We start from the raw sequence: 20,193 nt of genomic DNA, 5'->3' as shown, positions 1-20,193 counted from the left end.
CCAGGTGGCTCCACTTCGTGCGCTGCTCACTCCCGTAGGCTGGGATGATAATCCCAGCTTTCCACGCAGCATGTCGATGCTGGGATTGCCATCCCAGTCTACGTACTCCCTCCCCTGCCACGCAGGGGAGGGAGCAGATCGCGGTTTTAGAACTTCACCGTGGCCCGTGCCCAGTAATAGCGGCCCAGCACGTCATAGGTCGCCGTATCGACGTTGTAGTTCGGGCCGTTCTGGTAGATCAGCGGCGGCGCCTTGTCGGTGATGTTGTCCACGCCGAACTCGAAGCGCGTCTTGATCGCCGGCACGTTATAGGCGATCTGTGCCGAGTGGTACAGGATCGAGGCCAACGGTGCGCTCGCGCCGGTGTTGATGTCGGCGTTGATGTCGGTCATGTGGTGGATGTAGCGCGTCTGCCATTGCGCGCTCCAGTTGCCCATCGACCAGTTGAGCGTCAGCGTCCCGCGCCAGCGGGCGATACTGCCGAACTGTTGTGTGTACGTGCCTGCAAAGTCGCGCGTCTTCGCCCCCGGCTGGCCCGGCGTGGCGTCGTTGTAGAACGAGTTGGTATAGGTGGTGTTGAGGCCCACTTTGAAGTTGCCTGGGTCGAAGCTGCCCAGGTCGAAATGCGGAATGGAATAGCTGGTGCTGAAGTCCACGCCGCTGGTGCTCAGGTTGCCCAGGTTCACGACTGGCGTGCTCACGTAATTGATCGCGCCGGCCAGTGCGTTGCTGTTGGGGTAGCGGTGGATGAAATTGCAGTACGGGCTGCTGTTGTTGTTGAAGCAGGCATCGAGTACGGTCTGCGCAGCCAGCGGAGTCAGCAGGTCGTGCAGGTTGATGCGCCACGCGTCGATGGTGGTGGAGAAACCCTCCAGCCAGCTAGGCGAATACACCAGGCCCACGTCAAGGGAATTGCCGTGCTCGGGTTTCAGATTCACGCCCGCCGGTTTGCCGCCTGAGGTGTAGGCGGTGACTTGCGGAATGGGGTTGCCCGCCCATTGTGGTGGTACGAATTGGCAGGCTGCAGTGTGAGCAGCCAATGTCGCTGCATTGAGTCCAATGCAGGGATCGTTGATGGTGGGCCCGCCAATGGTGAGACCGTCGTCCAGCTCGTTGAGATTGGGGGCACGGAACACCTGCGTGGCCGTGGCGCGTATCAACAGATCGGCGATCGGCCGATATTCCAGCGCGATCTTCTTGTTGGTGGTGGTCCCTGAGGTGCTGTAGTCGGAAGCGCGGATGCCCAGGTCCAGGTTCAAGGCATAGGCGCCGGGTTGCTCCGACAGTAGCGGTATCAGCGTTTCGGCGTATAGCTCCTTCACCGCGATGCTGCCGCGGCCGGGCGAGCCGCAGGCTTCGGACAGCACGGCGCAGGTGGTGGTGCCCGGAATGAGAATGGCGTCCGGCGTCACCGTGTAGTTCATGGAGTTCCAGCGATACAGCGCGCCTACCGATAGCTGCATGGCGCCGGCAGGCAGGTCCCATAGCTCGCCGGATGCGTTGAACTGCACCTGCTTCATCGTGTTGGTGAGGGTGTAGATGGGCGTGTCAACGCCCTTCCTCAGCTGCGCCGACACGGTAGGGTCGGCCTGGTTGAAGATGTTGCCGCCGCCGTTGATCACCGCCTGCAAATCGGCGATGTTCACTTCGTTGTAGTCGGACTGCTTGCGGTTGGAGTAGCCATAGTTGAGGCTGGCATCCCACAGCCAGCTGCTCTGGCCGAAGTGGCCACGCAGGCCGGTGTTGACTTGCACATTGTCGGTGTCAAAGGTGTGCAGGCGCGTGCCAAGGCCAGTGAGGCGCTCGCTCATGACGTAGCTGGTGCCGGCGAAGCCAGGAGGCGCGCCGAACGTGACGCCAAACGGGTTGATCGGATTGTTGGCCGCTACATACCAGCCGTCGTTGGTGCTGGTGGGCGCGGGGGCGTCCTGGCCGGACGAGTTGGTGCGGTTGTAGAACACATTGATGAACGCGGTGAGGTTCGGCGTGATGTTGTAGTTGCCGAGCACGAAGAAGTTTGCGCGTTTCTGTTCGGTCTGGATGTAGTTGTAGGCGTTGTAGTTGAAAGTGTCGCTGGGGCCGCCATAGCAACGGTAATTGCTGAGGCTGCTGCCGTTGCCGTTCGCCAGGGTCACATAGGCGTTGCCTTGTGCGTTCACCTTGCAGCCGCCCGGCGTAAGCGCGGCCGGGACCAGGATGCGTCCGGTCGGAATCGTGCCGGAGCCTTGCGGCACGACGGCGCCGCTGGACAGATACAGCGCTCGCGCGGAAAAGCCGCGCCGTGGGGCCAGGGTCGGGCTGTACTTGTTCCAGTCGATGCCCGCCACGATGTTGCCTTTTTCGCCACTGGCCCCGGTGGTGAAGTTGAAGCCGCGCCGCTGGCTGTCGCCGTGGCTGGAAATGCCGTCATTGAGGGTGAATTCCGCGCCCTTGAAGTCCTTGCGCAGATGCAGGTTCACCACGCCACCGACCGCATCCGAGCCGTAGGCGGTGGAGGCGCCTTCGGCCAGCACATCCACGCTCTGGATCATGTTCTGCGGAATCATATTGAGATCCGCGTTGGCCAGGCGCTGGCCATCCACCAGCACCAAGGTGCGGTTGGCCCCCATTCCGCGCAGCGATACGCGCGAGGCGCCATCGCCGCCTTCGAGTGTCGGGCTGGCGCCGCCGCCGCCATTGCTGTTGTTGGCCGGGTTGGTGGCAATACCCGAAACGCTGGGCAGCTGCTGCAGTACGTTGCCCAGCACGGGGTTGCCGTTGGCGGTGAGTGCGGTGCGATCCAGCGTCACCACGGGGCTTGCTGTTTCGGTGTCGACGCGGCGGATCAAAGAGCCGGTAACTGTCACGGCAGCCAGTGTCTTGGTCTTTGCCTTCTGCGATTGATCGCCGGAGTTCGGTTGGGATGAGTTGCTTTGCTGCGACCCAGCATCCTGCGCATGGGCGAGGACGGCTGTCGAAGCGATACCGACTGACAAGGCCAGACGGACCGCGATGGACAAGCGATTGTAGTGAGCTTGCATGATGACTCCCCGAATGGATGGCCGTAGGAGCGTTGGTGCAATAACTCTATGTCCGTAGGTTCCACCCAGCACGGCGACGCATCATCGCCCGGACATCCTTCGTGCCCGTTATTGCCCAGCGTCCCCCAACGCCACTGTTTCAGGAATTTGACGGCGAGTAAAGCCGGTTGGCGCGTATTCGAGGCGATGTATGCGTTTAGTCATGCCCTGCATGTGGCAGGGCATGCTGCTGGTTTGCCTGTCTCAGGCGACTTGCAACGCGCTCGCGACCATCGCTTCGATGGCATCCGTCCACAACGCATATTGCGCGCCGGAGGGATGCAGGCCGTCTGCGGCTACCAGTCCGGCATGCTCGCGCGAGATGCCGGTGATGTTCACGAAATGAGCGCCGGCATGCTCGGCTTCATCGCGTGCAATGGCATTGAAGCCGTCCAGTTCGGTGGCGATCCGTCGCAGGTTGCGTCCGCTGGCGTAGCCGAATGGCGTGACGCCCCAATCGGGAATGGAAACCACCAGTACGCGCGCGGGGCGACGACCGGACAGCGTGATGGCGCGCAGCAGCAGTGTGCGCAATTGCTCGCGATATTCTTCCGCTGTGCGTCCACGGTATTGATTGTTCACGCCGATCAGCAGCGTGACCAGATCGTACTCCGGCGCAAGCACTGCCTGGTCCATGCCGGCGGAAAGCTCGTCGGTGGTCCAGCCGGTCACCGCGATGATCTGGGGATCATCGATGGCAACAGCCTGCTTGCGCAGCTTTTCCACCAGCTGCATCGGCCAGCGTGCCTGAGCAGGTACGTCCTCGCCGATGGTGTAGGAGTCGCCCAAGGCGAGGTAGCGCAGCGCCATGATCAGCCGGCCGCCAACGCAGCGCGCGGCGATTCCTGCGCGGCCATGCGTTCCAGCACACGCTCCATACGCACGAATACTTCGCGCAATTGCGTAGGCTGCGGCAGCAGGGTCAGACGCATGTGCCGGCTGTTGGGCACGTTGAAGCTGGTGCCGGGCACGATCAGCACGGACTCCTCTTCCAGCAGGCGTAGCGCGAAGTCGTTGTCGTTGAAGTCGGCAATGCGATCGCTGCGCACGCGCGGGAAGGCATAAAGCGCGCCGCCTGGCGTCACCAGGTCCAAATAGCGGCTGGAGGCTACGCCATCGAGGATGGCCTGGCGTGCCGCATGGAGACGTCCACCCGCAGCGGTGAGGGCATTGATGGTCGGGGCATCCTGCAGCGCCGGGATCACTGCCCACTGTGCGGTGACGTTCGCGCACAGACGCAGGGCGGCGAGCAGTTGCAGTGCATCGCGGTATTCGTGCGTGCGCGCCGGATCGCCGGAAAGGCTCAGCCAGCCGACACGGTAACCGCAGGCGCGATGCACCTTGCTCAAGCCGCCGAAGCTCAGGCAGGGCGTGTTACCAGCCACTTCGGCCAGCGGTTGGAACGGGGTGCCGTCGTAGAGGATCTCGTCGTAGATCTCGTCGCACAGCAGCAACAGCCGGTGCCGCGCGGCGATTTCCACGATCTCCTCCAGCAGGGCGCGCGGATACACCGCGCCGGTGGGATTGTTCGGATTGACCAGCACGAGCGCGCGCGTGCGCGGTGTGATCAGCGCCTCCATTTCCTCCGGATCGGGCATATGCCGGTTCTCGGCGAGGCAACGGTAGTAGCGCGGCACGCCACCATTGAGGATGGTGGCGGCGCTCCACAGCGGATAATCCGGGCTCGGCAGCAGCACTTCGTCGCCCGGCTGCAACAGGGCACGCAGGCTCAGGTCGATCAGTTCGCTTACGCCGTTGCCGATGAAGATGCGTTCCACCTGCACGTGCTGTGCGCCGCGTGCACGTTGCTGCACGGCGATCGCCTCGCGCGCTTCTTCCAGGCCTTGTTCGTGGCCGTAGGCTTCGCTTTCATGCAGATGCGCGGCGATGGCTTCGCGCAGGTGCGTGGGTACCGTAAAGCCGTAGCGGGCCGGATTACCGATATTGAGCTTGATGATCGGCGTGCCCGCCGCTTCCAGGTCACGCGCGCGACGGGTCAGGGCGCCGCGAATCTCATAGCGCACTTCGGCCAGGTGCGCGCTGGGCTTGATCGGGGACAACGGTCTAAATCCTTTGACGGAACGGGAAAGCCGGCTTGCCGCCGGTTTCACGATGCTAACAGCGCGATGAGGCGCCGTGGGGCCAAAGCCTGGCAAAAAACGGACGATACTTGGGACTCGTCGTTCTATGCGCTCTGCTGTTCACAATCCTCAATCCCTCGAAGATGGGCATAATCCCTCCCATGACCGACGCGCAGACCATCCAACAGCTTCGCCACATCGGCTGGCGGGGCCAGGACCTGCCGGGCGCAGGGCGGCGGCTGGCCCGCGTCGTGGCGCAGCATCGCGCCGGCTATGAACTGCACGATGGCGAGCAGGTCTTCAGTGCCCAGCCGGCCGGGCATTTCCTGAAGCGCGGGCTGGACCCGGCCGAGCGCCCGGCGGTGGGCGATTTCGTGGAAATCGAGCCGGGCAAGCCGCCGCACATACTTATCGTGCAGCCACGGCGCACCGTGCTGTCGCGCGCCGCAGCCGGGGAGCGTTACGAACGGCAGGTGATCGCCACCAACATCGACTATGTGCTGGTGCTGACCGGCCTGGACGGGGATTTCAATCCTGCCCGCATCGAGCGCTACCTGTCGCTGGTGGAAGGTTCGGGCGCGCAGCCGGTGGTGGTGATGAGCAAGCCGGATCTGGGCGAGTCGGCGGAAAGCCGGATCGTGGAGCTGCAGGCCCGCCTGCCGGCGGGTACGCCGATCCATGCCGTCAATGGCAAGGACCCGGCCAGTGCGGCCGTGTTGGCCGGCTACTTCAAGCCAGGCGACAGCGCGGTACTGGTGGGCTCCTCCGGTGCCGGCAAATCCACCCTCACCAACACCTTGCTGGGCAGCCAGCACATGGCCACCGGCGCCGTGCGCAGCCACGACAGCCGGGGGCGACACACCACTACTTATAGAGCCCTGCTGCAACTGCCCAGTGGCGGCTGCCTGATTGACACCCCCGGCATGCGCGAACTGAAGCTCACCGGGGAGGAAAACCTGGATCTGTTCGCGGATGTCGAAACGCTGGCCGAAAACTGCCGTTTCGCCGATTGCGGTCATGGCAGCGAACCGGGCTGCGCGGTCCAGCAAGCCTTGCATGATGGCGAGCTGACGCCCGAGCGCTGGCGTAATTATTTGAAGTTGCGTGACGAGCGCGAAGAACAGGCCAACCTGCTTGAATCACGCCTGCGCCGCCAGCGTGGCGGGCGGCCGGCGGCCAAGCCGCATGGTCCGCGTGGCTCGCGCGAAAGAGAGGGTTGGTGAGCGCATCTGCCGAAAAAACCGTGCCGGCCGGACTGGAGGCCTACGCCGAACTCGACAAGCGGCTGCTGGCCGCGGTGAAGGGCATCAATATCCTGTCGACGGTGAGCTGGCCGGCCTCGCTGGAAGACCGCATGATCGAGGCCTACGGCAAAGGGCAGTACGCCTTGCCGGAAATAAGCTATCGCAAGCCGGATCATTCCGAAGTACGCAAGGAACTTGCCGCCATCGAAAAGGATGCCGGCGATGGCGATCCGATCCGTGAGTACCTGCGCCGTACGGCCGAATCCTGGCGCATCGCCGCCGAAATGCTTGAGGCGGTGGGCACCGAGGGCGTTACCGCACCGTCCATCCAGCTGTATGGCCGCCCCGGCGATGCGATCCCGGGCAGCCACTACAGCAATCTCGACGCCGCGCACTATTTCGTGGAACTGTCCGACGAACTCGGCGCCGACATGGCCGACGACGACATCGTCACCAACATCTCCTCCGAGCTGTTGCGCAAGGACCTGTCCAAGGTACTGGACGAATTCTTCGGCCAGGGCGTGATCGCGGTCGAGGTGGACAACGATCTCACCGCCAAGGCGGCGGCCGGCGCCACACGCATCCGCCTGCGCGGCGGCACGCGCTTCAGCCAATACGACCGCCATCAGCTGCTCAATCACGAAGCCTTCGTGCACTCATTGACGGCCTTGAACGGTCGTGAGCAACCGGTGCTGGCCTCGCTGGCACGCACGTCACCCCGCGTTACCGCCACGCAAGAAGGACTGGCGGTGTTCGCCGAGCTGATGTCCGGCGCGATCGACATCGCACGGCTCAAGCGCATCAGCCTGCGCATCCTCGCGCTCGACATGGCGCTCAACGGCGCGGACTTCGTCGAGGTCTACCGCTACTTCAATCGCTGCGGGCAGAGCGTGGCGGACAGTTTTCATTCCGCCCAGCGCGTGTTCCGTGGCGTACCGCTCACCGGCGGTTTCGCGTTTGCGAAGGACAACGTATATCTGTCCGGTTTGATGGATGTGCATACGTTCTTTCGCTGGGCGCTGAAGGAACGCCGCATGGATCTGTTGCGCTACCTCTTCGCCGGCAAACTGACGCTTGGCGACGTGATGAGCCTGGAGCCGTATTTTCAGTCCGGTGCGATCGCCGTACCACGCTGGCTGCCGCCGTGGATGCAACACGTGCATGGCTTGGCCGGCAAGCTGGCGTTTTCGCTGTTCATCAATCGCGTGCGGATGTCGAAGGTTGAGGCCGGCGCGTTGTCGTCCGGCATGTAGGCTGGGATGACAATCCCAGCATCGGGTGCGGGGTTATAGGGTTAGGTCGACTTTCCCGGAGGCTGCTTGGCCAGCCGGTTCGCGAACAACTGGTCAGTACGGTGGGCCAGCACGCTATCAAGCAGCAGCTCCGGGCGATAGAGGGATGATGCCGCGGCGGCCACTTCCCTGGCTGAAAGGGTGGACTGGGCGATTCCCGAAGCCAGCACCGTCTGGATCGAACTACCCCAGATCACACGGGGTATGCGTGCCAGGATGATTGCGCTCATGCACATCGGACATGGCTCGGCGGTCGTGTACAGCGTGGTCTGATTCCAGCCTTGATTGCCATGCTTGGCGACATAGTCGTTGATGCAGGCGACCTCGCCGTGGAACATGGGATTGTTGACCGTGTTGTTGACGGCTTGGGCCAGCACTTTGCCGGATGGATGCTCCACGATGACCGCTCCGAAGGGATGGGTCGGATTCTTCATGGCCTGCTCGACGGCCAGTTGCATGCAGCGTTCATGCAGAGAGCGTTCGGTATCGGGGAGGGCTTGGTTCGACGATGACGTTGTAGCAAGGTAGCCGCGATTTGTTGCCGCCAGTGGGGCGCTCATGCTTGCTATGCATAAGCCGGATAAGAAATGACGCCTTGAATAATTCATGGTTTCAGTCCTCCGGTGTTGAGTCGAAAAGTGCGTTATGGTTTGTGCCTCTACCTAAGACGCTTGTTTGGAGCGGGGGCGGATCAGGCCAGATCGGCATCGGGCTGGCTGACGAAGATCAGCACGCCCAGGATCGCCATGTAGAAGCGGAAGGCGCCCTCCTGCCCGTTCCAGGTCTTCGATTGCCACATGGCAAACCATTCCCCGCCGACCACCATGAAGCCGAAGAACCACACCAGGAAGCCCAGCACGCATCCGGCCGTGACCAGCCTTTTTGCGCGGTTGAAACTTGCTCCGGGTTGGCGGCGGGTTCGCCACAGTGAGACAGTTCCGCCGAGTAGCAGCAGGCAAGTGGCGCCTTCGCCGGCGATGATCAGCCCGTAGCCTGCCTGCCATGTCATGGGATTGGTGATGGCGCGTCCCATCAGTGAGTTGCCGGGGAAGGTGGTGTCCATCGACAGCACGTGCTGCACAAACAGGAAATTGGAGCCGTAGTCGACGATGTTGTCGAACGTAACGATGAAGGCGAATGCAGCCAGTGTGAGCGGCAGCAGGATCTTGGCGAGGCGAGTGGTCACGGGTTCTGTCGCGCTAGGGACATGGCAGCGAGTATCCGAGGTTTTGTGTCGCGCTGCACCAAGCATCTGGCGGCATAACGTGTACGTAAATGGTGTGCTTAATACTACTTTTTGATTATTCCCGCAGTCCGTTGCTGTCTGCTGGCGGGTGCTACCATCTGCGGCATGCCGCGAGGCAGCCCCTTCTCCCATTCCTTTCTGTTGCAACCATCCGATGGCCCATTCCGACGATTTTCGCCAAGCCGCCCTCGAATATCACCGCCTGCCGCGCCCCGGCAAGATCAAAGTCACGCCGACCACCCCCTTGGTGACGCAGCGCGATCTGTCGCTCGCCTATTCACCGGGCGTGGCCTATGCCTGCGAGGCGATCGTCGAGGATCCGCGTAATGCCAGCCTGTACACCGCGCGCTCCAACCTGGTGGCGGTGATCACCAACGGCACGGCCGTGCTGGGGCTGGGCGACATCGGCCCGCTCGCCGGCAAGCCGGTGATGGAGGGCAAGGGCGTGCTGTTCCAGAAGTTCGCCGGCATCGACGTGTTCGACATCGAGCTCAACGAGCGCGACCCGGACAAGCTGGTGGACATCATTGCCGCGATGGAACCCACCTTCGGCGGCATCAACCTGGAAGACATCAAGGCGCCGGAGTGCTTCATCGTCGAGCGCAAGCTGCGCGAACGGATGAAGATCCCGGTTTTCCACGACGACCAGCACGGCACCGCCATCATCGTGGGCGCCGCGGTGATGAATGCGCTGAAGATCGTCGGCAAGAACATCCAAGACGTAAAGGTCGCCACTACCGGCGTGGGCGCCGCGGGCATCGCCTGCCTGGACATGCTGGTGGCGTTGGGCGTCAAGCCGGAGCACATCCTGGCGTTCGACCGCGAGGGCGTGCTTTACACCGGCCGCGACCACATGGACCCGGACAAGCTGCGTTATGCGCGCGATACCAAGGCGCGTACGCTGGCCGAGATCGTGGCAGGCGCGGATATCTTCCTGGGCCTTTCCGCCGGCGGCATCCTCAAGCCGGAAATGGTCGCGAGCATGGCCAGGCAGCCGATCATCCTGGCCTTGGCCAATCCGAATCCGGAGATCCTGCCGGAGGATGCCAAGAGCGTGCGTCCGGATTGCATCATCGCCACGGGCCGTTCGGACTATCCGAACCAGGTCAACAATGCGGTGTGCTTCCCTTACATCTTCCGTGGCGCGTTGGACGTTGGCGCCACCGGTATCAATGAAGCGATGAAGCTTGCCTGCGTGCACGCGATTGCCGCGCTGGCACAGATGGAGGCCGGCGACCTGGCTGGCGCCTATGGCGGCGAGGCACCCACCTTCGGACCCGAATACCTGATCCCGCGCCCGTTCGACCCGCGCCTGGTGGTGATGTTGGCGCCGGCGGTAGCGCAAGCGGCGATGGATTCGGGCGTGGCGACGCGCCCGATCGAGGACATGGAAGACTACATCGAGAAGCTCAGCCAGTTCATCTACCGCACTGGCCTGATCATGAAGCCGGTGTACGAACGCGCGCGCGCGGATCGCAAGCGCGTGGTGTATGCCGAGGGCGAGGAAGAAACCGTGCTGCGCGCGGTGCAGACGGTGATCGACGACAAGCTGGCACGCCCGATCCTGATCGGCCGCCCGGACGTGATCGAGACGCGTATCGAGCGCCTGGGCCTGCGCATGCGCGCCGGCGTGGATTTCGAACTCACCAATATCAACGACGATCCGCGCTTCAACGATTACTGGCAGCAATACCACGCGCTCACCGAGCGCCGTGGCGTCACGCCTGCCGCCGCGAAAAACCTGATGCGCTCGCGCCCCACGCTGATCGCCTCGATGATGGTGAAGCGTGGCGAAGCCGATGCGCTGATCTGTGGCCTGGTCGGGCGCTATCACAAGAAGCTCGGCTACATCCGCAGCGTATTCGGGCTCGATCCCGGCGTGCAGTGCACCTCGGCGATGACCGGGGTGATCAACGACAAGGGCACCTGGTTCTTTCTCGATACCCACGTGCAGTGCGACCCTTCGGCCGAGCAGATCGCCGAGGCCACGCTGCAGGCCAGCCACCGCCTGAAGCTGTTTGGCGTAGAGCCGAAGGTGGCGCTGTTGTCGCACTCCAACTACGGCAGCCACGAGAACGCCAGCGCGGCGAAGATGCGCGAGGTATGGAAGATCCTGCGCACGCGCGCACCGCAACTGGAAATGGATGGCGAAATGCAGGGCGATACCGCGTGGGACGAGGAAATCCGTCGCCGCATCTTCCCCAATACGACGTTGAACGGACGTGCCAATCTGTTCGTGATGCCCAATCTCGATGCCGCCAACATCGCCTACAACATGGTGCGCGTGATGACCGACGGCGTCGCGGTCGGCCCGATCCTGATGGGGGTGGACAAGCCGGCGCACATCCTCACGCCTACCTCCACCGTGCGCCGCGTGGTGAACATGACCGCGATTGCGGTAGTGGACGCGCAGATCCGCGCCTCACAAGGCGAGCGGAGCTGATGATTTCGGTCGTACCGTGGCCCTCTCCCCTTCCGGAGAGGGGCTATTGTGCATTGCAGCAAACCCTGCGCATACGTATGTATGGTCCGACAATTGGCGAGATCGTTGCGCCGAGGCTAGAATCGGGCGGTTAGCTCGTCTTGCGGCGAACACGCCACGCGGTCCCTCTTAAGTCCCGTGCCGGCGTCAGCCGACGGACCGATGCCTGCCTCGGCTTCGTCGCTGCCCCGGCGACGCGCACCCACCGCAATGGCGGCGCACTGCGCCGCGGAGACGTTTCATGGATCAGCTCGACGACATTCTCCACCAGGATCTCGACCCCACCGAAACCCAGGAATGGGTCGAATCGCTTAGCGCCGTCATCGACCGCGAAGGGACCGAGCGCGCGCATTTCCTGCTGGAGCGGCTGGTCGATTCCACGCGCCGTTCGGGCGGCTATCTGCCGTTCGATCCCACCACCGAATACGTCAACACCATTCCGCCGCATCTGGAAGCCAAGATGTCCGGCGATGCCGCGATGGAATGGCGCATCCGCACCCTGATTCGCTGGAACGCGATGGCGATGGTGGTGCGCGCCAACCGCAAGCCGGGCGAGCTGGGCGGCCACATCGCCAGCTTCGCGTCGTCCGCCACGCTTTATGACGTAGGCTTCAACCACTTCTGGCGCGCGCCCAGCGCCGAGCATCCCGGCGACCTGGTGTTCCACCAGGGCCATTCCAGCCCCGGCGTCTATGCGCGTTCCTTCCTCGAAGGCCGCATTGCCGAGGAACAGCTCGACCTGTTCCGCATGGAAGTGCTTGGTGCCGGACGCGGTCTTTCCTCGTATCCGCACCCGTGGCTGATGCCCGACTACTGGCAGGTGCCGACGGTGTCGATGGGCCTCGGTCCGATCCAGGCGATCTACCAGGCGCAGTTCTGGAAGTATCTGGAACACCGCGGCCTGATGCCGAAGACCGACCGCAAGATCTGGTGCTTCATGGGAGATGGTGAGTGTGATGAACCCGAGTCGCTCGGCGCGATCTCGCTGGCCGGCCGCGAAGGCCTGGACAACCTGATCTTCGTGATCAACTGCAACCTGCAGCGCTTGGACGGTCCGGTGCGCGGCAACGGCAAGATCATCCAGGAGCTGGAAGGCGTGTTCCGCGGCGCCGGCTGGAACGCCATCAAGGTGGTCTGGGGCAGCTACTGGGATCCGCTCCTGGCCCGCGACAAGGACGGCGTGCTGCGCAAGCTGATGATGGAAACCGTCGACGGCGAATACCAGGCTTGCAAGGCGTTCGGCGGCGCATACACGCGCGAGAACTTCTTCGGCAAGTATCCGCAGACGCGCGAGATGGTCGCCAACCTCAGCGACGACGACATCTGGCGCCTCAACCGTGGCGGCCACGATCCGCACAAGGTGTACGCGGCCTATCACTCGGCGGTGAACACCAAGGGCATGCCCACTGTGATCCTCGCCAAGACGGTGAAGGGCTATGGCATGGGTGCGGCCGGCGAATCGCAGAACCCCACGCACCAGCAGAAGAAGCTGGACGACGAGGCCGTGCGCCACTTCCGCGACCGCTTCAACATTCCGGTGTCGGATGAAAAGCTCAAGGATGTGCCGTACTACCACCCCGGCAAGGATTCGCCGGAAGTTCAGTACATGCTGGAGCGCCGCAAGGCCCTCGGCGGTTCGCTGCCGCAGCGCCGCCGCCACACCGACGTGAAACTCAAGGCGCCGGAGCTGGCCGCCTTCGAACAGATCACCAAGGGCACCGGCGACCGCGAAATCTCCACCACCATGGCGCTGGTGCGCGGCATGAACCTGTTGCTGCGCGACAAGGCCATTGGTCCGCGCGTGGTGCCGATCGTGGCCGATGAAGCACGCACCTTCGGCATGGAAGGCATGTTCCGCCAGATCGGCATCTACGCACCGTTCGGCCAGAAATATCGTCCGCAGGACGCCGACCAGTTGTTGTATTACCGCGAAGACCAGAAGGGCCAGGTGCTGCAGGAAGGCATCTCCGAAGCCGGCGGCATGGCCGCATGGGTGGCGGCGGCGACCAGCTACAGCATCAGCAACCAGCCGATGCTGCCGTTCTTCATCTACTACTCGATGTTCGGCTTCCAGCGCATCGGAGACCTGGCCTGGGCGGCCGGCGACATGCGTTCGCGCGGCTTCCTGATCGGCGGTACCGCTGGCCGCACCACGCTTAACGGTGAAGGCCTGCAGCACGAGGATGGCCATTCGCATCTGATGGCTGGCGCGATCCCGAATGTGCGTGCCTACGACCCGACCTTCTCCTACGAAGTGGCGGTGATCCTGCAGGACGGCACCCGCCGCATGCTGGAGGACCAGGAGGATGTGTACTACTACATCACCGTGATGAACGAGAACTATGCCCATCCCGACCTGCCGCAAGGCGCCGAGGAAGGCATCGTCAAGGGCATGTACCTGTTCAAGGATGCCGGCAAGCCGAAGAAGGGCGAGCCGCGCGTGCAGTTGCTCGGCTCGGGCACCATCCTGCGCGAAGTGATCGCCGCGGCGGAGCTGCTGGAGAAGGATTTCGGCGTCAGCGCCGACATCTGGTCCGTGCCCAGCTTCATCGAGCTGCGTCGTGACGGTTTTGACGCCGAACGCTGGAACCGCTTGCATCCGGAAGCCCAGCAGCGCGTGCCGTACATCACCAGCCTGTTGCAGGGCCGCCAGGGACCGGCGATTGCCGCCACCGACTATGTGCGCGAATTTGCCGATCAGATCCGCGCCTTCATGCCCGATGGCATGCACTACACCGCGCTCGGCACCGACGGCTTCGGCCGTTCGGATACGCGCGAACACCTGCGTAGTTTCTTCGAAGTGGACCGCTACTGGATTGCGCATGCCGCACTCGCCGCGCTGGCGAAGGACGGCAAGGTCAACGCCAAGGATGTATCGCGCGCGATCCGCGAGTACAAGCTCGATCCGGACAAGCCCAATCCGCTGATGGCATAAGCAATGAAAAGCCCGCCGCAAGGCGGGCTTTGACCGTCATTCCCGCGCAAGCGGGAACCCATTTTGATCTGGTGTATCCCATAAAATGGTTTCCCGCTTGCGCGGGAATGACGACATCACGAAGACCGTTCAATCCTCTTCGCGGCGCAGCGCGCGATAAAGCAGGAACAGCGCGCCCACGGTGCCGGCGACGATCGCCGCTGTGGCTACCGGGTGCCGGCCGGCATGGCGGCGCAAGCGGCGGTACTGGTAGTTGGCTTCGTCCGCGAAATCCTCGGCCCGGCGCGCAATGCGCTTGCGGGTATTGCCACTGCCGAGCCTGCTTACTGCGCGGCGACCGCGGGACAGCCAGTCGTCGGCGGTATCGGCGGCACCGTCTGCATACTCGCGCACACGGTTGCCAAGGTGGTCGAGTCGGCGTTCGATGTCGGCTTGCCTGCTCATGGCGCTGTTCCTTATGTCGGTGTTTCGGGGGATTGTGAACTTGCCAGCGGCTACGTGAGCGGGGCGTTAACCAAAAGTCGACATTTGGGCATGGGTCTGCGTCACCCGCGCGGACGCATCGGATTCAGGCCGAACCCGGTTCCATGTGCAGCCGCTGCCTGCGCCGCAGGGTAGGGAACAACAGCATCCATAGCCCGACCACGGCCAGCGTACCGATGCCACCGACCACGGCCGAGCCGACCGCGCCAAGCCAGGCCGCCAGCATGCCCGATTCGAACTCGCCGAGCTGGTTGGAAGTGTTGATGAAGATCGCGTTCACCGCGCTGACGCGCCCCCGCATGGCATCGGGCGTATCCAATTGCACCAGCGAGCCGCGGATCACCATGCTGACCATGTCGAAGGCACCGGAGACAAACAAGGCCAGCAGCGACAGCCACAGCACCTGGGACAAGGCAAACACCAGCGTCGCCACGCCAAAGCCGGCTACCGAGGCGAACATGATCTTGCCTACGTTACGTTCCATATTGTGCCGCGCCAACCAGAACGACATCAGCAAGGCGCCAATCGCAGGTGCCGCGCGCAGCAGGCCCAAGCCCCATGGCCCGGTATGCAGAATGTCCTTGGCAAATATCGGCAGCAGAGCGGTCGCGCCACCCAGCAATACGGCAAACAGGTCCAGCGAAATCACGCCCAGCACATCCTTGCGCTCGCGGATGAAATGCACGCCGGCGAACAAGGTCTTGAGCGTAGCCGGTTCGCGCTTCGGTGGTGCCTGCTCGTAGCGCAGCCGCGAAACCATCACGGTGGAGACCAGATACAAGGCCGCAGCCACTGCATATACGACGCCTGGGCCGGCGACATACAGCAGACCACCCAATGCCGGCCCCATGATCATCGCGGCCTGCATGGCCGAACCGTTCACCGCCATCGCGCGCGGCAGCAGGGCGGCCGGCACCAGCGCGGGTACCATGGACTGCATCGACGGCGACTCGAACGCCTTGGCAGTGCTGATCGCAAAGATCAGCAGCAGGATGCCCGCCTCGTTGATCGCATGTAGCAAGGTCAGCGCCGCCAGCAGCACGATCGCCAGCCACTCCACGATCTGCCCGAGCAGCACGATGCGCCGCCGGTCGAACTGATCGGCCAGATGCCCGGCCGGCAGCGCCAGCAAGACCGACGGAAAGAATTGCACCAGGCCGATCAGCCCCAGATCGAAAGCGCGGCCGGTCATCGCGTAGATTTGCCAGCCCACCGCCACGGAGAGCATCTGGAAGCCGAAACTGGAAGCGGTACGGGCGCACCAGAAGGCGAGGTAGGCGCGGTGGTTGAGCAGCGAATCGGCCGAACTCGGCGCGGAAGTGGATGACATGCGGGGTCCCTGGCTGGAGCCAAGCATTATCGGAGGCCAGTGCTATCGCGCAAAGCGTGGTCGATGGATCAGGGCAGCCCTTGGTTGCATCCGGCGGGTGGCTCGTCTCAAGCTAGAGACCTCTCTCGCTGGGATCGCCGCCGATGACCCGTACGCCTTTCCGCTTCGCCCTGGCCGCGACCGCTGCCTGCGGCTTGTTGCTGCTCGCCGCCTGTTCGCAGGATCAGAACTCCCCGTCGCCGCAGGATGCCGCCAAGGCCCAGGCGCAGCAGATGGCGCAGGAGGCGAACCGGGAACTTGAGACTTACCAGCAAGCGCTGCAAGGGAAGAACGACGAGCTGGCTGCGCAGGTCGGTGAGACGATCGTCAAGCAATTTCCGACCTCCGAGGCGGCCAAGCAGGTCCAGCAGAGCTTGCCCGAGGTGGAGCAGCGGGCCAAAGAGTCGGAAGAAAAGCGTCGCTTGACCGCGCTGTGGAGCTACCAGGTTGGCCCGATGGAAGGCGGCACGCAATCCACCGCCAGCATCTACAGCACGCGGCCCAGTGGCGACCGCGCTGTGCGGCTGGTGTTGCGCCGTCATACCCAATGGGGCCAGAGCGTGTTCCTGTTCGGCACCGGCCATGGCTTTGCCTGCAAGGGCAATTGCACGATCACCGCCCAGTTTGACGGCAAGCCACACCCCTTACGCGCCTTCCTGCCGACGACCGGCAGTGAGCCGGCTATTTTCATTCGCGATGACAAGCCCTTCATTACCGCGATGGAAAAGACCAAGCGCATCACCATGGACGTGACCACACGGGACGGCGACCAGCAGGAGCTGGTGTTCGAGGTAGGCGGCTTCGATTCGTCAAAATGGCAGCCGGTGAGCGGCAAGAAGTAAGCTTCGTGCACCCGTCATGGGTTCGCGCGTTATGTCGGCTATTCGGATCAAGGGTCAAGGGGGCAGGCGTCATGTCAAAGCTGCGCATTCTGGTTCTCTTGCTGCTGGGGGTGCTGTTGGTGGCGTGCGAATCGGCGCCGTATGCGCAGCGCCTGCAGCAGCGCCAGCAGGCCTATGACGCTGCCGCCGGTGCGCCGGTGCGCAGCTTCCGCTTGATCATGGGGATGCAGATCTACTCATGGGAGCCGCTGAGCGATACGCAGCTGGTGATCTACACCTTACCCAGCAAGGCCTATCTGCTTGACGTGTGGCCTTGCAACAATCTCACCTTCACCAATTTCATCGGTCTGACCAGTTTTGCCCATGAAGTGCAGACCGGCTTCGACAAGGTGCTGACCGGCCGTCCGTATATCCCCTGCGTGATCAAGCAGATTCGCCCGATCGACCTGACGCAGCTCAAGCTGGAGAAACAGGGCCAGCGTCACATCGACAGCGTGCCACGCGACAACAGCGCCAATGCGCCCGCGTCCAGCGGCAGCAGCAGATAATGGCGGCCGAGCCGGAAATCTACTGTCCCTTGTGCGCCTGGCGTCCGCTGGGAAGCAGCCGCTGGCTTTGCTCGCCACGCATGGGCGGCTGCGGTACGCAGTGGAACACGTTCTGGACCGGCGGTGTTTGCCCGGGCTGCAGCTATCGCTGGGAGATCACGGCCTGTCTTGCGTGCCGAAAATTTTCCCTGCACCGCGACTGGTATCACTGGCCTGAGCCGCAAACGCGTGGCGAGCAGCAAGAGCAGGAACTGGAATCGAGTGCCATGTAGGCTGGGATGCAATCCCAGCACTGCCATGCATGCAGCATCACGATGCTGGGATTGGCATCCCAGCCTACTGCAAGAAAAGCCGCTCACTGATCCGCGCGAGCGGCTTTTCCAGCGCCTGTTGCAGGCGCGGCGGCAGGTCCAGTGGCTTGAGCAGCATCTTTACCGTCATTTCCGCGGGAATATGCCGCCGCAGTAGCGCCTGCGCCGGGCCGGCCACTTTCTGGAACTGCGCCTGGTCGTTCTTGTATTGCGGGTAGCACTGGTTGAAGACGTGGCGCAGGGCGATGTCGCTGTCCTCGTTGCGGATTTCGTTGACGCGGCGCAGGACGGCGCGGAATACCTTGTAGCGCCCCAGCTTTTCCCGTTCGCGATAACGCTGGAAATGCTGATAGAAATGCTTGAAATGACGCACTTCGTCGCTCTTGATGTGGTTGGTGAGCTGCTTGAGCACGGGTTCGTCGACGATGTCGTTCAAGGCCCGGTACAAGCTGGCGGTGCCGGTTTCCACCACGCAACGGGCGGCCAGTTCCAGGCCGCGGGAGGTTTCCAGCTGCTCGTTGGTGCACAGCGCGCCATAGTCTTTCCAGAACGCCTGGAAACCGGCGTCCCAGTCGAACTCCGGCCACACGTGGCGCACGTAGCTGGCAAGGGCACGGCCGTGCTGCAGCTCCTCATGTTCCCAGTGGTCGCGCAACCAGCCCTGCAGTTCCAGGTCGCCTTCGAAATGCTCGATCAGGTTGCTGGTATACAAGTCCGAGCCGCTTTCCACGAAGGACGCGCTGCACAGCAACAGGAACAGGTTTTCATTGTGGCGCACGCGCGCCATGTCAATCTCGGCAAAATCCAGGCTTTCCAGAGTCCATGGCAGGACGGTGCTGTAGTCCACGTACGGGTTCCTGTGCAAAAAAGGCCTTCTGCTCTGTGACAGAACAGGGACAACAGGGTAAATGGTGAACGCTGGAAGGGATTAATGCCAGCCTTGCGGCCATCGCAAGGACAGGGAGGGGGCTTATGGGACTGCCAAGCCCTCGCCTAGCGCACCACCGTGACAGGTACGTGGGCGCCGGCCAGCACATCCTCCGATACCGAGCCCAGCAGCCAGCGGCCGAGGGCGCCGCGTGCGGTGTGCCCGATCACGATGTGGTCGATGGGGTGCTGCCTGACCTGGTGGAGCAGCACGTCGCCCGGGCTGCCGTGGGTGATTTCAAGGTCCACCAATTGATCGGTATCCGGATCGAGCGCACGCAATTCCTGCAGGGTTTCCCGGGTCCGTTCGCTGGCCGAGTCGGTCATCACCAGGGCGCAGGCATCGGCACCACCCTGGGTGACCTGCAGCACCGATACCACTCGAACCCTGCCCTTGCAGGCGCGCGCCACGTCCATCGCGAAACGGTAAGCGCGTTGCGAGCTTTCCGAACTGTCATAGCCGACCAGCGAATACCTGGGCATGTCCGCTCCGTGTCAAAAAAAGCGCCCAGCGCCAGTGTGCGCGGCGTCTTGTTAGTTAAGCATCAAGGGAAGCCCAGAACCATCCCACGTCCCGACATGAAGCCCAAAAGCCCGCCAAAACAACGGCCACGGCCCCTGCACACCCGCCTCACGAGAGCTTGCCGAGACTGAACGCGGCCGGCCCCGCTTGGCGATCTGTTCAGTTTTTCGATTCCACACTCATGTCACGGCATGGCTGATCCATGCCAGCGTCGAAGGAGGCTTTATGAGTAAGCGTACCTTTGGATTGACTGCCGCCATGCTGGTTTGTGCAGGAGCCCTGGCGGGGTTTTCCGCCACCTCGGCCCAGGCGGGCAAAGCGCCGGTGAAATGCCATCTGACCTATAGCCTGTCCGGCTGGTCGGCGATCTACCAGCATGCCGAGGGACGCGGCGACATCACCTGCGACAACGGCCAAAGCGCCCCGGTCAGCATCAGCATGCACGGCGGCGGACTGACGGCGGGCAAGTTCCATGTCAGCGGCCGTGGCGACATCAGCAATGTCTACGGCATCAAGGATGTTTACGGCAGTTATGCGCAGGCCGGCGCTTCCGCTGGCGTGGTGCGTAGTGGTACGGCCCAGGTGCTGAGCAAGGGCACTACCTCCATCGCACTGTCGGGTACCGGCGAGGGCATCAACCTCGGCTTGGCCGTGGACAAGTTCGATATCGAACCGATCCATCGCTAGGAGTTAAACGGCTTTGCCCACGAAAGGCGCCGCAAGGCGCCTTTCGCTTGGGAGCCTCTGGTCTATTCCTACGTACCCGTCACCGCACTGTATGCGCGTCTGGCTGCGCCCCAGTGGCGAAGGCAGACTGGCTGTCTGTCTAGACGCTGGGGCGCAGCCAGACG

17 protein-coding genes are annotated in these 20,193 nt (G+C 63.2%); 8 read left to right on the top strand and 9 right to left on the bottom strand.

Annotation, left to right across the window (positions count from 1 at the left end; translation table 11 throughout):
• Window positions 1–146: 146 nt before the first annotated feature.
• From QQJ96_RS14195 to QQJ96_RS14185, 3 genes are all read right to left on the bottom strand, one after another.
• On the bottom strand, window positions 147–3,020 hold the full coding sequence (locus tag QQJ96_RS14195; RefSeq protein WP_284332671.1) for a TonB-dependent receptor domain-containing protein: 2,874 nt from the start codon (window positions 3,018–3,020) through the stop codon (window positions 147–149).
• A gap of 243 nt (window positions 3,021–3,263) precedes the next feature.
• Entirely contained in the window at window positions 3,264–3,869 is a 606-nt protein-coding gene (locus QQJ96_RS14190; RefSeq protein WP_284332670.1) for an SGNH/GDSL hydrolase family protein, read from the bottom strand.
• Between the two features lie 2 nt (window positions 3,870–3,871).
• On the bottom strand, window positions 3,872–5,119 hold the full coding sequence (locus tag QQJ96_RS14185; RefSeq protein ID WP_284332669.1) for an aminotransferase class I/II-fold pyridoxal phosphate-dependent enzyme: 1,248 nt from the start codon (window positions 5,117–5,119) through the stop codon (window positions 3,872–3,874).
• 182 nt (window positions 5,120–5,301) lie between these two features.
• On the opposite strand from QQJ96_RS14185, the gene rsgA reads away from it, so the two are divergent.
• Window positions 5,302–6,363, top strand: coding sequence for a ribosome small subunit-dependent GTPase A (rsgA, locus tag QQJ96_RS14180; protein ID WP_284332668.1), 1,062 nt, complete (start codon window positions 5,302–5,304; stop codon window positions 6,361–6,363).
• The gene (locus QQJ96_RS14175) at window positions 6,360–7,637 is read left to right on the top strand and encodes a peptidase MATCAP family protein (protein ID WP_284332667.1); all 1,278 of its coding nucleotides are present in this window, start codon (window positions 6,360–6,362) and stop codon (window positions 7,635–7,637) included. The genes rsgA and QQJ96_RS14175 overlap by 4 nt, the downstream gene beginning before the upstream one ends.
• A 41-nt stretch (window positions 7,638–7,678) precedes the next feature.
• On the opposite strand, the gene QQJ96_RS14170 is transcribed toward QQJ96_RS14175, so the two are convergent.
• Entirely contained in the window at window positions 7,679–8,236 is a 558-nt protein-coding gene (locus QQJ96_RS14170; RefSeq protein ID WP_284332666.1) for a nucleoside deaminase, read from the bottom strand.
• A gap of 131 nt (window positions 8,237–8,367) precedes the next feature.
• Window positions 8,368–8,862 (bottom strand): DUF2165 family protein, encoded by a 495-nt coding sequence (locus tag QQJ96_RS14165; protein WP_284332665.1) that lies wholly within the window; start codon window positions 8,860–8,862, stop codon window positions 8,368–8,370.
• Window positions 8,863–9,076: 214 nt separating this feature from the next.
• Here QQJ96_RS14165 and QQJ96_RS14160 point away from each other — a divergent pair, with 214 nt between their 5' ends.
• Both QQJ96_RS14160 and aceE read left to right on the top strand, forming a co-directional pair.
• Window positions 9,077–11,365, top strand: coding sequence for an NADP-dependent malic enzyme (locus QQJ96_RS14160; protein WP_284332664.1), 2,289 nt, complete (start codon window positions 9,077–9,079; stop codon window positions 11,363–11,365).
• A gap of 280 nt (window positions 11,366–11,645) precedes the next feature.
• Window positions 11,646–14,339, top strand: a complete 2,694-nt coding sequence (gene aceE, locus QQJ96_RS14155) for a pyruvate dehydrogenase (acetyl-transferring), homodimeric type (protein WP_284332663.1) — start codon at window positions 11,646–11,648, stop codon at window positions 14,337–14,339.
• 129 nt (window positions 14,340–14,468) lie between these two features.
• Here aceE and QQJ96_RS14150 read toward each other — a convergent pair whose 3' ends face one another.
• Window positions 14,469–14,783, bottom strand: coding sequence for a hypothetical protein (locus tag QQJ96_RS14150; RefSeq protein ID WP_284332662.1), 315 nt, complete (start codon window positions 14,781–14,783; stop codon window positions 14,469–14,471).
• 124 nt (window positions 14,784–14,907) lie between these two features.
• On the bottom strand, window positions 14,908–16,152 hold the full coding sequence (locus tag QQJ96_RS14145; protein WP_284332661.1) for an MFS transporter: 1,245 nt from the start codon (window positions 16,150–16,152) through the stop codon (window positions 14,908–14,910).
• A 143-nt stretch (window positions 16,153–16,295) separates the two neighbouring features.
• On the opposite strand from QQJ96_RS14145, the gene QQJ96_RS14140 reads away from it, so the two are divergent.
• The 3 genes from QQJ96_RS14140 (at window position 16,296) to QQJ96_RS14130 (ending at window position 17,853) form a co-directional block, all read left to right on the top strand.
• Window positions 16,296–17,033 (top strand): hypothetical protein, encoded by a 738-nt coding sequence (locus QQJ96_RS14140; protein WP_284332660.1) that lies wholly within the window; start codon window positions 16,296–16,298, stop codon window positions 17,031–17,033.
• Window positions 17,034–17,104: 71 nt separating this feature from the next.
• Complete coding sequence (locus QQJ96_RS14135; RefSeq protein WP_284332659.1) at window positions 17,105–17,581, top strand: DUF6491 family protein; 477 nt, start codon at window positions 17,105–17,107, stop codon at window positions 17,579–17,581.
• Window positions 17,581–17,853, top strand: coding sequence for a hypothetical protein (locus tag QQJ96_RS14130; RefSeq protein ID WP_284332658.1), 273 nt, complete (start codon window positions 17,581–17,583; stop codon window positions 17,851–17,853). Before QQJ96_RS14135 ends, QQJ96_RS14130 begins: the two co-directional genes overlap by 1 nt.
• 64 nt (window positions 17,854–17,917) lie before the next feature.
• Here the strand turns inward: QQJ96_RS14130 and QQJ96_RS14125 are convergent, their stop codons facing one another.
• Both QQJ96_RS14125 and QQJ96_RS14120 read right to left on the bottom strand, forming a co-directional pair.
• Window positions 17,918–18,739 (bottom strand): ferritin-like domain-containing protein, encoded by an 822-nt coding sequence (locus tag QQJ96_RS14125; RefSeq protein WP_284332657.1) that lies wholly within the window; start codon window positions 18,737–18,739, stop codon window positions 17,918–17,920.
• A 146-nt stretch (window positions 18,740–18,885) separates the two neighbouring features.
• Window positions 18,886–19,302: a universal stress protein gene (locus QQJ96_RS14120; protein ID WP_284332656.1), complete on the bottom strand. Its 417-nt coding sequence runs from the start codon at window positions 19,300–19,302 to the stop codon at window positions 18,886–18,888.
• Window positions 19,303–19,567: 265 nt separating this feature from the next.
• On the opposite strand from QQJ96_RS14120, the gene QQJ96_RS14115 reads away from it, so the two are divergent.
• Window positions 19,568–20,029: a hypothetical protein gene (locus QQJ96_RS14115; RefSeq protein ID WP_284332655.1), complete on the top strand. Its 462-nt coding sequence runs from the start codon at window positions 19,568–19,570 to the stop codon at window positions 20,027–20,029.
• Window positions 20,030–20,193: the final 164 nt, after the last annotated feature.

Origin of the sequence: Dyella flagellata (genome assembly GCF_030160275.1) — a bacterium.
Classification (GTDB): domain Bacteria; phylum Pseudomonadota; class Gammaproteobacteria; order Xanthomonadales; family Rhodanobacteraceae; genus Dyella_B; species Dyella_B flagellata.
Note: the sequence above shows the minus strand (reverse complement) of the source record. Positions and strands in the feature narration are given on the sequence as shown.

What these genes read in the sequence shown, in the direction of transcription:
- QQJ96_RS14195 (WP_284332671.1), bottom strand. Translation starts at nt 3,020, where the DNA reads ATGCAAGCTCACTACAATCGCTTGTCCATCGCGGTCCGTCTGGCCTTG.
- QQJ96_RS14190 (WP_284332670.1), bottom strand. Translation starts at nt 3,869, where the DNA reads ATGGCGCTGCGCTACCTCGCCTTGGGCGACTCCTACACCATCGGCGAG.
- rsgA (WP_284332668.1), top strand. Translation starts at nt 5,302, where the DNA reads ATGACCGACGCGCAGACCATCCAACAGCTTCGCCACATCGGCTGGCGG.
- QQJ96_RS14170 (WP_284332666.1), bottom strand. Translation starts at nt 8,236, where the DNA reads ATGAGCGCCCCACTGGCGGCAACAAATCGCGGCTACCTTGCTACAACG.
- QQJ96_RS14160 (WP_284332664.1), top strand. Translation starts at nt 9,077, where the DNA reads ATGGCCCATTCCGACGATTTTCGCCAAGCCGCCCTCGAATATCACCGC.
- aceE (WP_284332663.1), top strand. Translation starts at nt 11,646, where the DNA reads ATGGATCAGCTCGACGACATTCTCCACCAGGATCTCGACCCCACCGAA.
- QQJ96_RS14150 (WP_284332662.1), bottom strand. Translation starts at nt 14,783, where the DNA reads ATGAGCAGGCAAGCCGACATCGAACGCCGACTCGACCACCTTGGCAAC.
- QQJ96_RS14145 (WP_284332661.1), bottom strand. Translation starts at nt 16,152, where the DNA reads ATGTCATCCACTTCCGCGCCGAGTTCGGCCGATTCGCTGCTCAACCAC.
- QQJ96_RS14140 (WP_284332660.1), top strand. Translation starts at nt 16,296, where the DNA reads ATGACCCGTACGCCTTTCCGCTTCGCCCTGGCCGCGACCGCTGCCTGC.
- QQJ96_RS14135 (WP_284332659.1), top strand. Translation starts at nt 17,105, where the DNA reads ATGTCAAAGCTGCGCATTCTGGTTCTCTTGCTGCTGGGGGTGCTGTTG.
- QQJ96_RS14130 (WP_284332658.1), top strand. Translation starts at nt 17,581, where the DNA reads ATGGCGGCCGAGCCGGAAATCTACTGTCCCTTGTGCGCCTGGCGTCCG.
- QQJ96_RS14120 (WP_284332656.1), bottom strand. Translation starts at nt 19,302, where the DNA reads ATGCCCAGGTATTCGCTGGTCGGCTATGACAGTTCGGAAAGCTCGCAA.
- QQJ96_RS14115 (WP_284332655.1), top strand. Translation starts at nt 19,568, where the DNA reads ATGAGTAAGCGTACCTTTGGATTGACTGCCGCCATGCTGGTTTGTGCA.